Annotated in this window: 14 protein-coding genes, 1 tRNA gene and 1 pseudogene; 8 read left to right on the plus strand and 8 right to left on the minus strand. The window is 32.7% G+C overall.

Annotated features, from left to right (window positions below; translation table 11 throughout):
* Window positions 1-24: 24 nt before the first annotated feature.
* From ACFELW_RS05180 to ACFELW_RS05190, 3 genes are all read right to left on the minus strand, one after another.
* A complete protein-coding gene (locus ACFELW_RS05180; RefSeq protein WP_375329841.1) occupies window positions 25-2,394 on the minus strand; it encodes a penicillin-binding protein 1A in 2,370 nt (789 codons plus the stop codon).
* Window positions 2,395-2,396: 2 nt separating this feature from the next.
* Window positions 2,397-2,795 carry a hypothetical protein gene (locus tag ACFELW_RS05185; protein ID WP_375329842.1) on the minus strand — a complete coding sequence of 133 codons (399 nt, stop codon included), beginning with the start codon at window positions 2,793-2,795 and terminating at the stop codon, window positions 2,397-2,399.
* Between the two features lie 188 nt (window positions 2,796-2,983).
* On the minus strand, window positions 2,984-4,591 hold the full coding sequence (locus ACFELW_RS05190) for a hypothetical protein (RefSeq protein ID WP_375329843.1): 1,608 nt from the start codon (window positions 4,589-4,591) through the stop codon (window positions 2,984-2,986).
* A 186-nt stretch (window positions 4,592-4,777) separates the two neighbouring features.
* On the opposite strand from ACFELW_RS05190, the gene ACFELW_RS05195 reads away from it, so the two are divergent.
* The 6 genes from ACFELW_RS05195 to ACFELW_RS05220 all read left to right on the plus strand — a co-directional run bounded on the left by ACFELW_RS05195 (window position 4,778) and on the right by ACFELW_RS05220 (window position 7,671).
* The gene (locus ACFELW_RS05195) at window positions 4,778-5,284 is read left to right on the plus strand and encodes a hypothetical protein (protein WP_375329844.1); all 507 of its coding nucleotides are present in this window, start codon (window positions 4,778-4,780) and stop codon (window positions 5,282-5,284) included.
* 51 nt (window positions 5,285-5,335) lie between these two features.
* Entirely contained in the window at window positions 5,336-5,821 is a 486-nt protein-coding gene (locus tag ACFELW_RS05200) for a helix-turn-helix domain-containing protein (RefSeq protein ID WP_375329845.1), read from the plus strand.
* Window positions 5,822-5,841: 20 nt separating this feature from the next.
* The gene (locus ACFELW_RS05205; protein ID WP_375329846.1) at window positions 5,842-6,339 is read left to right on the plus strand and encodes an IS630 family transposase; all 498 of its coding nucleotides are present in this window, start codon (window positions 5,842-5,844) and stop codon (window positions 6,337-6,339) included.
* Window positions 6,315-6,815, plus strand: coding sequence for a hypothetical protein (locus ACFELW_RS05210; RefSeq protein WP_375329847.1), 501 nt, complete (start codon window positions 6,315-6,317; stop codon window positions 6,813-6,815). Before ACFELW_RS05205 ends, ACFELW_RS05210 begins: the two co-directional genes overlap by 25 nt.
* Window positions 6,816-6,854: 39 nt before the next feature.
* Window positions 6,855-7,298 carry a lysozyme gene (locus ACFELW_RS05215; RefSeq protein WP_375329848.1) on the plus strand — a complete coding sequence of 148 codons (444 nt, stop codon included), beginning with the start codon at window positions 6,855-6,857 and terminating at the stop codon, window positions 7,296-7,298.
* A 169-nt stretch (window positions 7,299-7,467) separates the two neighbouring features.
* Entirely contained in the window at window positions 7,468-7,671 is a 204-nt protein-coding gene (locus ACFELW_RS05220; protein WP_341759169.1) for a hypothetical protein, read from the plus strand.
* Here the strand turns inward: ACFELW_RS05220 and ACFELW_RS05225 are convergent.
* The 4 genes from ACFELW_RS05225 to ACFELW_RS05240 all read right to left on the minus strand — a co-directional run bounded on the left by ACFELW_RS05225 (window position 7,638) and on the right by ACFELW_RS05240 (window position 9,502).
* Window positions 7,638-8,099, minus strand: coding sequence for an HD domain-containing protein (locus tag ACFELW_RS05225; protein WP_375329849.1), 462 nt, complete (start codon window positions 8,097-8,099; stop codon window positions 7,638-7,640). The two genes, ACFELW_RS05220 and ACFELW_RS05225, sit on opposite strands and share 34 nt — an antisense overlap.
* A 70-nt stretch (window positions 8,100-8,169) precedes the next feature.
* A complete protein-coding gene (locus ACFELW_RS05230) occupies window positions 8,170-8,766 on the minus strand; it encodes a bifunctional (p)ppGpp synthetase/guanosine-3',5'-bis(diphosphate) 3'-pyrophosphohydrolase (RefSeq protein WP_341759170.1) in 597 nt (198 codons plus the stop codon).
* Between the two features lie 209 nt (window positions 8,767-8,975).
* Window positions 8,976-9,275 carry a hypothetical protein gene (locus tag ACFELW_RS05235; protein ID WP_375329850.1) on the minus strand — a complete coding sequence of 100 codons (300 nt, stop codon included), beginning with the start codon at window positions 9,273-9,275 and terminating at the stop codon, window positions 8,976-8,978.
* A gap of 150 nt (window positions 9,276-9,425) precedes the next feature.
* Window positions 9,426-9,502 (minus strand) — tRNA-Arg (locus ACFELW_RS05240).
* A 1,122-nt stretch (window positions 9,503-10,624) separates the two neighbouring features.
* Here ACFELW_RS05240 and ACFELW_RS05245 point away from each other — a divergent pair.
* Window positions 10,625-11,422, plus strand: coding sequence for a DUF4131 domain-containing protein (locus tag ACFELW_RS05245; protein ID WP_375329851.1), 798 nt, complete (start codon window positions 10,625-10,627; stop codon window positions 11,420-11,422).
* Here the strand turns inward: ACFELW_RS05245 and ACFELW_RS05250 are convergent.
* Window positions 11,352-12,115 (minus strand): IS5 family transposase gene (locus tag ACFELW_RS05250; protein WP_375329687.1). Its coding sequence is split into 2 segments (ribosomal slippage): window positions 11,352-11,758 and window positions 11,758-12,115, totalling 765 coding nucleotides; the frame shifts between segments, so codons are not numbered across the junction. The genes ACFELW_RS05245 and ACFELW_RS05250 overlap by 71 nt on opposite strands.
* A gap of 94 nt (window positions 12,116-12,209) precedes the next feature.
* Between ACFELW_RS05250 and ACFELW_RS07140 the strand changes: the two are divergent.
* A pseudogene (locus tag ACFELW_RS07140) lies at window positions 12,210-13,634 on the plus strand (ComEC/Rec2 family competence protein); the annotation flags it as partial.
* Between the last annotated feature and the right edge of the window lie 170 nt (window positions 13,635-13,804).

Genomic DNA, 13,804 nt, shown 5'->3' on the forward strand with positions numbered 1-13,804 from the left:
CTAGACAAATCTTGTTCACAGAGCCTAATATACCTCCTGAGAATTATCTTTTTCAGGTGAGCTATTATGGAAATCATCATTATCTTGGGTCTCTTGTTGATAATCTAATATCTGTATATCATGAGTTTTGAATGCTTCCATAATACTACCAGAAGAGGTAATTTTACCAGTTTGTGGATTTACTGGTAATAATTTAATCGATTCTGGTATTTTAAACGCCAGTGAAGGGACATCAGAATATGCCTTTTCCATAAAGTCGATAAATATTGGTAAGGCAACACTTGACCCTGTGGAAGTTTTTCCAAGTGTTTTTGGTGTATCATAGCCAATATATGTTCCAACAATTATTTTGGGAGTAAAACCAATAAACCAAGTATCCATACTCTCATTGGTGGTACCGCTTTTACCAGCTATAATCTTACCAAGTTTTTTTGCAGCTATTGCGGTGCCTCTTTCAACTGCTCCAGTAAGAAATGAGACAATCTGATAATCACTTGCCTCATCGGTAATCATTCGACAATCTGGTTGAGACAAGATAGGCTGTGATACGTTATCAGTAAGCTGGGAATCAGATACACTACAATTTTCACATTCTCTATTGTCTCTACGATAAATTATTTTACCGTTACGATCTTTAATGAGTTCGACAAAATGTGGGGTGACTTTTTTCCCTGAATTGGCAATTATTGCATAAGCAGTTATCATTTTTTTTAACGTGGTTTCGAGCGAACCAAGCACCATAGAATAAAATCTCTTTGGCTCATTATTAATGCCGAATCGCTTGATTATTTCAGCAACTTTGTTTAGTCCTATAGATTGTGCTACCCTGACAGTAATAAGGTTTCGCGATTTCTCAAGACCTGTACGCATAGTAATTAAACCCAAAAAATCCCCTTTATAATTTTTTGGTCGCCAAACTGGCATACCAGGACCTTGTGGAACCTCTACTGGACCATCTTCAAAAATTCTATTTGGCTGGATGGCATTTTCTAAAGCAGCCAGATAAACAAAAGTTTTACTGAGTGACCCTGGTTGTCGTAAAGCCTGGGTAACACGATCAAATTTACTAACCGCAAAATCATACCCACCAACACTTGCAAGCACTTGCCCTGTTGTAGGATTCATCACCATAATAGCCCCATTAACAGTAGGAATTTGCCTTAAAGAGTAATTAGCATTTACTTTTTCGACTACTATAACATCACCTTTCTGCAAAAGAGTTTTTGCAGATTTAAGATTATTTTTCGCCCATTTCATTTCTGATAAAGCTATTTTGGACTTACTCAAGTCGCAAAGACCAATTTCCGCTTGATTATCTGAAACATTTAATACTACTGCCAATTGGTATTCTAGAATGGCTGGTGGCTTTGTTAGTTTATTTAAATTATCTTGCCAGTTATTTATATCTATATTAGTGATAACTCCTCTAAAACCATGTTTTCTGTCATATTCTCTTATACCTTTTCTAAGAGCATTCTCTGCAGCTTGCTGCATATTAGCATCAAGTGAGGTAATGACTGTTAAGCCTCCAGTATAAAAATATTCTTTACTGCCAATTCGGCGAATAACTTCTTCCCGTACTTGCTCAGCATAATAACCAGCGGTAACGGTTTCGCTACGATCCCGCTTTTGTAAAGTAATTGCCGTATCTATTGCCTCTTTTGCTATTTCTTGCGTTATATAACCATCTTCCAACATTCTCATAATGACATAATCTCTACGCTCTTTTACCCTGGCATAATTTTTTTCCGGGTTAAAATTTGATGGAGCTTTTGGTAACCCAGCAATAAAAGCTGATTCAGCAAGAGTTAAATCGTCAATAGATTTATTAAAATAATTTTGAGCAGCCATGGCAACTCCGTAGGCTCCCCTACCAAAAAATGTTTGATTAAGATATAGCTCCAAAATTTGATCTTTAGTAAAGGTTTTTGAGACCATATAGGATAAAATTGCCTCTTTAATCTTACGTTCTATCGATACCTCGGAGGTTAATAAAAAATTCTTGACTACTTGCTGGGTAATAGTTGACCCTCCTTCCACTCTACGGTGGTGTACAATATTAGAAATATTTAGTATTGCTGCTCTGATTATGCTTATAATATCAACTCCTGAATGTTCAAAGAAATTCTTATCTTCAGCTGAAATAAAAGCCTCTATAAGAGAGCGTGGCACACTACTAATAGGTACAAAAACTCTACGTTCTAAAGCATATTCCTCCATTAATTTTCCATTTTGGGCATACACTCTTGTTACCGATGGTGGATGATAATCGGCAAGTTGTGAGTAGTCCGGTAAATCCTTAGAGTAATTATACAACAAATATATACAAGCACTAATAGCTATTAGCCCTAATATTAAAAATAATTTAAAAAATACGTAAAAAAGTTTGAACATCGTTATATCAATTTATTATAGAGGTTTAGCTTTATTTCACTAGAATCCACTATTAATATATCCTTAAATTTAGTAGATATGGTATTTGCTAAATTTCCTATTAACAATTCGCATAATTTGTCAAAAACTGCTTTCATAAATCCTACAGCGGGTTGATTTATTTTAGCATGAAGAGATTGTTTGGTGATATCTATATCATCCTGCTCAAATAAAGATGCCATCAGTTCCAATAAGGTTCCTTCATCTTTAACAGATGCAAGAAGAGTAGCTTTCGTTACTGACTTTGCTGTAATTTTACTTTCTCTTATTATCATTTTTTGTTCTTTAGCAAGTTTTTTTAATTTAGATGATGTTAAAAAACCTTTTATTTTATTTTTTTTTGCATTGTTGGGTAGACCCATACATGAGTTACTAATTAAGCTTTATTGTTTCAATTTAACAAACATTGATTAAAAAACCAAGATTTATTGTTGATGGCTTTTGGTATTCCCGGTTATTTCAATCCATTGCTTATCCAATGGTTGGTGTACCCCAACCATTGGATAAGCATATATTTGCCATGCTGGCTGTTGTTACGATATACAACCAGTTAATCTGTAATATGATGCGAACTATCTCCTAAAACCGGTGTTATTGGGTCATCTGTAGCTAAGTCGATTGACGTATGTTCGCTAATATTTGGTAGATGACTATCAGAATGCTGTGCTAAAGGAGCCTCAAGACTTACTTTTTGTTTAGGTGCTAATGAGCTTTCTTGCAATTCTATCGCAGAAATATTATTCAACTCTATAAAATCATTTAATAATTCTTGTATTAGAGAGTTATGTTTAAAAATTTGTTCATACTGTTTTTCTTTTAATAGTATTTCAATATCTCCAATAGGTGAGCCATTAATGGCATCTTCAAGGGTCTTTTGTAAGATAATTCCTGGTGTCTTGAGATCAGGAAATTGCTTATACAAACTAGCTAACTGTTGGTTATTTTTCAATTCAACTTTTTGTGACTCATCAGCCTTTTGTAGAACATCTAGTAATTCAACATTCATGTTAGGAAAAGGTAGCCATGTATCTCCCACAGTAAATTCATGATAGAACAAAAATGGCAGTGAGGAAGTTGAATCAAATTCTTCAGTTTTAGTATTAATCTTCCATGTCCTCGCCATATTATTATTTGATATATCCAACTCTAGTAAAAACATTTCTTTTACTTCTTCAATAATTCCTACTATCTTAGAGTTAAATTCATCAATCTTGTCTTCCTTGAGTCCTAAACATTCCAATATTATTTGCGTTACTTTTGTTAGAGCATCTGATCTGGCAGCAAACGATAATTGCTCTGTTCCATTTTTATAAACATGCACGGTGTTTTGATATAGAGATTGGGCAATAATATCTTCTAATATAGGGAAAGAAAATGCCCCATGTTTCTCACTGTAGTTCTTGAGTGTATTCAAGAAACTATTTTGCTCACCGCCTTCTGCGTCCGAAGACAGTAACGGAGTACCATCAGTGTCTAGAGTTATTTTAGATATGATTGCCTTAAATGATTTAATAAGATATACTCTACTATCGTTTTTTTCTTTATTAAGTTGCATTTTTTTTACTTCAACATCTATATTGATTCCTAGATCAATACTAGCAGAAGTAAGGTTATAAGCCTTAGCTATTACTATTGGTTTTATTCCTTCAGTACTTATTTCATTACATGCCATATTAAGATTAGCAAGGGTCTTATTGAGCTTCAAAGCGTTAGCTATTGCTTCTACACCAGCATCCCCTATCATATTGCCCTCTAAATTAAGGCTAATAAGAGTCTTATTGAGCTTCAAAGATTTAGCTATTGCTTCTACACCAGCATCACTTAGTCTATTGCTTCGTAAATCAAGATTAGCAATGGTAATATTGACCAACAAAGCTCCAACTATTACTTTTGCACCAGCATCACCTATATTATTGTAACCTAAATTAAGAGTAGCAATGGTAGTATTGACAGTAATATAACTTATTAATAACTTAATGTCTTTATACACCAAATTACAGCTCTCTAGGTTAAGTGCTGTAATATGGGAGTTATTTTGTATAAATGAACTAAATTCATTTAAGTTTTTCTCATTACTTAATATCTTAAACAATATCGCTTTTTTGCCCTTAAAATTCAAGCAATTGCCTTCTACATATGCATTAAAATCTATTGTCATTGTTATTACCTAATTAAAGTTAATTGTTTTAGTGGGATAGACTAATTTGTTTGTAATTTTTCACCGTATTAAACGGGTTACTGAATGCAAATTATCAGATATAATTAATATTGCAAGCATTATTTTTATAAAAAAAATTATTTCATAATCTTAACCTATAATCTTAAAATATACTAATTTATATTAGTGAAAACACGATGTAAAAATATCACGAAATATGATGCAAATTGTGATTTTTTATGGTATAATAATTCCCTTGAAATGCAGATACTACAGGGGATTTATATAAGAAAAATTACTGTCAAATTTAACAAGTTACAAGATATTGAAAATATTAAAAAAGTCATGAAAAATGTTTATGCAAGTAGTAGCGATCATTTACCAGATATTGCTAAATTTCATTTGGGCGGAAAGATTTTTATACCGAACCAGGTAGATAAAGCGGAGTTACACATAACAACTACCAACGGCACTGAAATTATAACATTTTCTAACACTGCACTAAGCTTTTATTTAGGTCCCCAACATCCTTTTACTAAAATAGCTATGACTTCTGAAGATGAAGGTAATTATATCGTCCTACCTTGGAACTTAGATAGTCGAGTTGGTAGAGATAATCTGAAAAACCTAATAAACCGGATTCCTAGCAATATTAGAGAACTAATACCAATTCCCAAATTTAATTTAGTATAAAGATGAGAAAAATAGGTTATAATGTAAAAGATAGATAAAATTAGGAATGTAATGGGTACTCATCAAAAATTAATAACAGAAGATTTATACAAACAGGCTATAGCTCAACTTGCAAGTACGAACAAAGAGAATAGGATCGCTATTAGGTTAAGAGCTATAGTAGCTGCAAAAGAACATGGTATTGGTATGGTGTCTAAAATATTTGATATCACAACTAATACGCTAAGAAACTGGATAAAAAGCTTTGCCCAAGGCGATGATAAAAATCTTGAATATAAAAAAGGTAGGGGAAGGAAAAGCGATTTAACGGAAAGCTGCTATGAAGCAATAAACAAATGGATACAAGAAGATTGTAACATAACAATAAAAAGTATCGTCATAAAACTTAAAGAAAATTTGGGAATTAATGTAAGTAAATCGGCTGTACACAGGGCATTGCACAATCTTAAGTTTGCGTACATTACTCCAAGACTAGTGCATTACAAACAGAATAAAGAAACTCATGAACAGTTTAAAAAAAAATTCAAGAAAAAATAACAAGCAATCCAAGAAGTTTTTTGTATTTCTTTGATGAATCGCGTTTTGGAACTCATTCTAAATTAGGTCATGGTTGGTTTCGCAAAGGTATCAGAACTCAAGTTAAAATCAAAATAGGTTTTCAGAATTTTTATGTTTACAGTGCTGTTAACCCAATAACAGGAGATGATTTTAGCTTAATGATGCCAAATGTTAATACTATGTCTTTGAACATGTTTCTTGCGGAAATGTCTAAACATATAGGCGTTCAAAAAGCCATTGTTGTTATGGATTGTGCTGGATGGCATAAGGCTAAGGACTTAGTGGTTCCTGCTAATATAGAAATTCTTTATTTGCCACCATATTCTCCTGAATTAAATCCTGCGGAGCGATTATGGGAGCATTTAAAGTCTGAGACTATAAAGAATAAAGTATACAATACAATTGAACAATTAGAAATAGTAGTATCTTCCTCTATTAAAAATTTAAATACCTTGCTAATTCAATCTATTTGTTGCATGAATCATTTACTAAATTAAATTCGGGAATTGGTATAAAATACATCCTCTATGTTAATAGCCAGGACAATCTAAGTAGCCTTAGCCTTGAAAATAGTAAGGATTTAAGCCAAAGCCTAACCTCGCTAGCTAGTTTGCACCTATCAGATATTGCGGCAGAAGATGAAACCGAGAACTTGCTTAATAAAATAGCTGATTTAGAACAACGTCTAAGAGAAAGAGATAATGTTGTTAATAGCTTAACTACGCAAGTCGCTAATCTACAAACTCAGGCACGCTCTGTCGCTGCAACCCAGTCTTGGACAATCGCATTACCAAATGAGTTAGGTACTCTCAATACACCAACCTCAAGTTTGTATTTTGACGGTACTAAAGCAAATCTATCGGGCTGGAAATCTTATGCAAACATTAGCGATGTTGTCGGTGATGTTCGTATTGACCTTGTTAATAAGAAACTAATTATTGATGGTAGTTTTGACAGTATTAATGCTTCTTAAGCCCAATAGGTCTAATATTTAATAATTTTTGAGATTAATATGATAGCGATATTAAGTGCCTTTATGGGGTTCTTCAGTAGTTTTTTACCAAAAATTTTGCATTTTCTTAAGGATAAGAAGAACAAAGAACATGAACTTAAATTAATTGAGATGCAAATAAAAGCTTTAAAGACTGGTAATAGTGCTAGGCTTGAGGAAATCCAAATTAAGGCTGATAATGATGAAAGTAAGTATTTGTATCAATATGCGAGTACGCAAACAGCCAATAACAGCAATTACTCTCAAGAGGGAGCCTTGATATCATTTGTTTTCAACTGCGGGGCTGGTGCTTTCCAAGCTTCCAGTTTAAGACAAAAGCTATTACGAGGTGAATATTTATCAGCTGCCGATGAATTTCCCAAATGGGTTTATGCTCGTGGTGTTAAGCTTAAGGGCTTGGTAAGAAGGCGATTAGTAGAGAGAGAAATATTTTTACAGAACTAGATATGACAGGTAATTTTGTCGTCAAAATTAAGCTCAAAATCCTCACATAAGCTTTAGTATGCTGCGGTTTTTCGCTTAATTTTTCCTAAAACTTCCTCTGTCATATCTAGCCCTGCTATTTATGTAAGAATTTTATAAACAAACAGCATCATGCAACGAGGATGAAGAAATGAAAGCAGCAAGGATAAAAATAGAGAGAAATCAAGAACAATATCAAAATATTGTCAATTTAAGCAAGAAGAAAAATAAGCCTCAAGAAGTTGTAGTAAATGATACTGTAAAACAGACTTCTCCTACCACTGAAACTATGCCCCAAACTGTTGAGCAGGCAAGGAAACATTATGCTATTTCTAGGTCAAACCTATTTTGTTGAGATAATAAATTCAAAGTTTCTTTGGAGCTAATCTTGCCGTAAGGCTTAACTCTTGTTAGAGCTTCCACTTGGCTAGCAAATTGACTACCAAAAATTCGAGCTATCATCTCTTCAGTAAGTATTGTATCTTCGATCGTGTCATGCAGTAAACTGGTAACGATCATGTCAGTCTTAAACAATATGGGAATTTCTTGGGCTGTGAATTCGGCAAACATATACGCTACTTCTATTGGATGAGAATAATAGGGGTCGCCGGATTGTCGCATTTGACTACCATGATATTTCTTAGCATAATAGATAGCTTTGGTAATTTCTTTGATATTTAATGGATGAGGTACCTTGTTGTTTAGTAAAATCAATTTATTAAGTAACTTATCAGAATAGTCACAACACTCAAACTTTGCCTGCCAATTGGCAATATCTTCCATAAATACCTCTCTATATAGTTTAATTGTACATTAAATTAAACTAATATTATCAATAATTTTGTGATATCTTTTAAAAATTCTTTTGGAATTTATGCCAAAGATTTTCAATTGCCTGCTCATAAGCAACGAGGTTGAGTATAGTCCAATTAAATTGGTTAAAAATATCATAAGCATTATTTATCTCAGTATTAATAGCAACTGTATTAAGTTTTTCCTCAGAGAATAACTTTTTTAGTTTTTCTTCCTGCGTCTTTTTATATTCCTCATGGTTGGCGGTACCAAATTCTGCTATATCATGCATCCTTCTAGTCCGTATTTGTATTTCTATGTTACGGTTATAGATATCAGCTGTAAGTACGATATGCAAAGAACGGTAACCATTATCCTTAGGATTAACAATATAGTCTTTAGTCTTCTTTATATTAACAGGATAGATATTATAAAGAGTAAGCAATAATTTATAACAATAATATTGTTTATTAACTATAATCCTAAAGGCAATTAGGTCAGTTAATTCTTTCACAGATATATTCTTTCTTAGCATCTTTTTTAAAGCAGAATAAGGGTCTTTTAATCTGTACTGTATTTCAGCTTCTACGCCATTTCTACGCAGGTTAGTACTAATATTATCTATAATGTTACGTAAATCGTTAGTAGTGTCCTGCATAATTAATATTACACTAAAAAGAATATTTGATATTAACAAGTAGTAATTAATTTGTCAATTACCAGAAATCAATTAGTTAATAAATCAATAGAAAATTGTTATAAAGGACTCATAAACTATCATTCTGCCCTTCCATTAGATAATTTGGGGAACAGAGATACTTTAAATATAAAGCGTACTACACTAAAAGTAGAAACGCCAATACCTTTTTATATTATTTTTAGAAAAAAATAAGTGGTTAAGGTAACACTACCTTGTTCAGTGAATTTAATGGCATTCGTAATTAATTGAGTTAATATTGCTTCAAGTCGATAACTATCACCAATGATTATATCTGCAATACCATTGGTGAAATTATTTGCAAACCCTATGCCTTTACACTTAGAGCTTGGTATTAGTTTATTAATAACGTTGTTTACTAACGTTTTAGGGTTAAATTTTCCATAGATTGTGGGTACTGGTACTACGCTTGTGGTGGCAAAATTTACTATATTTCTAGAGTAATACATTATTCCCTCATACTTCCTCCCCGTGAAAAACGGTTGAAAATAGACCTTTTTGTAGGTCAATTTTGGGAAGTTTTAATAAAAAACAGCCATAAAATAGCCATAGAAATTCTTTTGAGAAATTATAAAAACCCTGAAACCCTAATATGTATCTGGTACACCCGGAGGGAGTCGAACCCCCAGCCTTATGATCCGTAGTCATATGCTCTATCCAATTGAGCTACGGGTGCCTTATATTATGTCTTGGAGTGGATATTGGATGACATTGTTGCTTATTTTTATAAAGTATCCTAAAAAAGTAGTGAAATTTTTAAGAATTAAGAAAGAGTGCATTATATCCTTAAACTTCTATTATGTCAATATGTCACTGTCAATGAAAATTCCTCCATTATGGAATCGTTGAAAGATAAAAAATTGTTCTAATTTCAAAGAAAATCTTTTGTCTAAAAAATTACAAAGAAACCATCAACTATGAGGTTTTTAAAAGATTGCAATTTTTTTCATAAATTTTCGCTTTTTGCTCTGCCAAACACTTAATTTTATATAGCCAGAACGGTTAAGCGTTTCAAATTAAAACATATTCCATTCATAAATTCAGTAAATTAATTTTTTGTAAATTATAATCAACTATTGACCCCTTTAAAGGAAAAATTGTAATGAAAATTGCCCCCTAAATAAGTAACAATATCTTCGAAAAATTAATATTGTTAATATTTTTTACTCTGACAAACTTTGTTCACCTGAACTTACTGTTACCTCAAGCGGCAAATTAAAGCTTTGCTCCTTAGCTGGCTTAAGCTCTGGCAAATTTTGTCCACAAGAACATTTTTTTGCCACATCTAGATATTATAGATATATATGTATTTTTTTCTAATTTTTTCTTAGTTAAGTTAGAATTTTCTCCAGGTTGAGTTAAAATTTTTTGATGCCTAGATTGGATATTTGTACAATTAGAATAAGAAGGATTATAATTAGCTTTTGAAAATTTAATGTTTACGATTGTAAGCGGGCGTGCAAAAGCATCCCAATAAACTATTCAAACGTCTCGGGGGTTTGGGTTAGAGTACCAGTATCCATTCGGTATTAAAACTAATTGCTACACGGTCACTCACACCCACACAACAATAGTCATTATTATGGCTATTGCTGCCCCCTTAAAGTCAATATAAACCATTATTTACATTGACTTCAATATCTATTATACCATACTTTTAACTTACAATTGCTTATTGGCTTAAGCCTTCTTGCTAATAGACGTCTTGTACTTTAACTTTTTTCCGTGAACGCTCACAGATTTCTTGCGTCGCATCTAATAGCAGACTATCTTAAAAAGAACTCTATTATTAGATGCAATGATCTTAGGAAATTATAAATTAACTCTTAATTTTTTCACAAGCATTTTAGAACAAGAATATCACCATCTCAATCTTTGGTATTTTGTTAGTTTCATTTGTGGTATTGGTACTTATTTTACCTTAAGTAAGGAACCTTCTTTTATATCTATTCTAACTATTTTCACAATTTCCTTATCGCTACTAATTTTAAGAAACAATATATTTGGGCGATTTATTTCGGGAATAATTATCGCCTTTTTTTGTGGTATGCTAGTTGGCAAATATCGCGTATCAAATTTACATGTTAGTACTATTAACAATCCAATAATCTCAAGAGTAAGCGGTATCGTAGAATCAATGAAACCAACTACTCATGGTATGCAGGTTATATTATATCAAGTAAAAATTCAGAAACTTAAACAAGTTTTACAAAAAGTCAGAATAAGTATGCCGGCAAAATATGCCCAAAAAATTAATATTAACGATAATATTAGCCTAGTGGCAAGGCTTTATAAACCACAAAGCAGTATTCTGCCGGGTGGTTATGATTTTGGCTTTTATGCATATTTAGCGGATATTAATGCTACTGGCTATGCACTGTCCCCCCTTAAAATTATAGCACATAGTGATCTTTACACTAATAGTTTTGTCTATAAAATTAAAAAAAATATTTACAACCGCCTGATTCAAATACTTGGTTCTATAAAAGGTAATTTCGCTGCTGCAATATTACTAGGGTATGTCGTCACGAGATTTGAGCCCACATTAGTAAAGCCCTTAAACAAAGACCCGCCATGTATGATTTTGTATTTTTAGCATATCTTGTTGCTATACCACGCCATTCTTTAAATTTTTGAAATGTATTTTCAATAATGTGCCTTAGCTTATATAGATATTTATCTATCTCTCTTTGAATCTTCCTGTTTCTTTTTGATGGTATTACAGGAATTATGTTTGCATTCACAGCCGATTCTATTATGGCGTTTGTATCGTAAGCTTTATCAGCCATAAGATGTTGTGCCTCCATATTCTGGATTAACTCACAAGCTTGAGTACAATCATTTCTGGAACCTTCTGTAACAATAATTCTGACCGGCATACCATACGCATCCACGGCCATATGTACCTTTGTATTGAGCCCCCTTTTGTGCGACTAACCGTTTGATTCCCGCCTTTCGCTCCAAGTCCTGCTTTGTGAGTTTTTACAAATGTAGAATCTATCATTAACCATTCAAAATCAGGAGCATTTATAAAAATATTTAGCAAATTCTCCCATATCCCATTATCACGCCATCTACAGAATCTTCTGTGTACATTCTTCCAATTGCCATAATCAGGAGGCAAATCTCTCCATGGAGCTCCCGTTCTAAATATCCACATCACTGCATTTATAAAAGTTCTATTGTCTCTTGCAATACCTCCCCAACAACCTTTCTGACCAGGTAAATTACTTTCTATCTTATTCCAAAGCTCATCGCTTATATCATGTCTTCTATGTGCTAAACTCATTGCTTCTTATCGCCTATTTTTATTACTACAATTATAATAACAAATCACATAAAATTATGCAATCACAATCTCGTGACGACATACCCTAGGTGAAAGCAAAGCCATCGATCGAAAATTAATGAAAGAAATGAGACAAAGCGGTATATCCCATATACTTTGCGTTTCCGGCTTACATTTATCATTGGTAGCGATGCTGTTTTTTATATCCACCAGATTCTTGTTAAATTTATCAAACTATATTGCTTATAATTATGATATAAAGTTAATTGCAGCAATTTGTTCTTTAATAGGAAGCTATGGTTATTTGCAACTAAGTGGCATGCAAATTGCTGCTACCAGAGCCTTCATTATGACAGCAATCTTTATTTATGCGGTTATGATAGGACGCAAGCCATACCCTCTAAGGTCATTAGCAATTGCGGCGTTCATCATATTATCAATGAATCCAGAATATATATTTCACCCAAGCTTCCAATTATCTTTTGTCGCAGTATTATCACTAACTGCTGGTTATGAATTTTACATAAGGAATCAATGGATCTTAGGTGAAAGCAAGGGCATATTTTCTTCAATCAAATTTTATATTGCCTCTAATATTTATTCAAGCTTCCTTGCCGGTATAGTTACTGCTCCCGTTGTAATAAACCAATTTTATACATTTCCTACTTATTCTATTCCGATGAACCTTATTGCTATACCAATAATGTCTTTCTTTTTGATGCCATTATCTATTATCTCGGTATTTTTAATGATCTTCGGTATAGACCAGTACTGTCTAAAATTAATAGGTTTTTTCATTAATATAATTATTGAAGCGGTGAAATTTACTAACACGTTACCATTATCAGTATGGTATTTTGGCTATATAAGCCAAGTTAGCTTAATTACTTTCTTATTTGGCTTTTTATGGCTTTGTTTGTGGAGAACTAAATGGCATTTTCTTGGGCTAATTATAATTATTATATCAGTAATTTTAATGCTGAACTCTCCTAAACCTAATGTCATATTTGATATAAATTTAAACGCTATTGGTATAAAAAATAGCAATGGTGAACTTGACATTTATGCTATAGTCAATTCAGGAGAATTTGGGGCTAGGAGCGATGGAGCGACGCCTATAAGTAATAGGCGAGCGACGAGTGACACCGTCCCCAATTTCTCATCAATTGACTATAATGAAATGCCAGAATTTAAACGTATATATTGGGCTAACTGGTTTGGTCAAAAGGATGCTAAAATATTTCCCTTAAAATTTCCCTTAGAAAAAAATATTTTTACTTCCCATGGGTACACAATTTTGATAGATTCTAGTTTGATAGATTTGAAACAAGTTACTCCGAATGAAATATGTAAAAATGTCGATATATATATTAATCTGCTAGGTAACAACCAATGTAAAGGCAATAAGATTACTGTTAGTAGAGAATTTTTAAAAGAATTTGAAGTAATAATGATATTTTGTAATCAGCATCAATGTACCATTAAAACCAATAGTAACAAAAGATTTAGTTTTAGGTAAAAATATATAGTACCCTACATAAGAGTCATTGCGGTATCATGTAAGTAGGTCGTGCAATCTATTGTTTTTGGATTGCTTAGGAGGCTTACGCCTTCTCGCAATGACGCTTGAATTGCATTCCTGTCATTGCGAGGATTACACAAACCTCAGGCGTCATTGCGAGACCATGT

The sequence above is a fragment of the Candidatus Tisiphia endosymbiont of Nemotelus uliginosus genome (assembly GCF_964264755.1).
Taxonomy (GTDB): Bacteria; Pseudomonadota; Alphaproteobacteria; order Rickettsiales; family Rickettsiaceae; genus Tisiphia.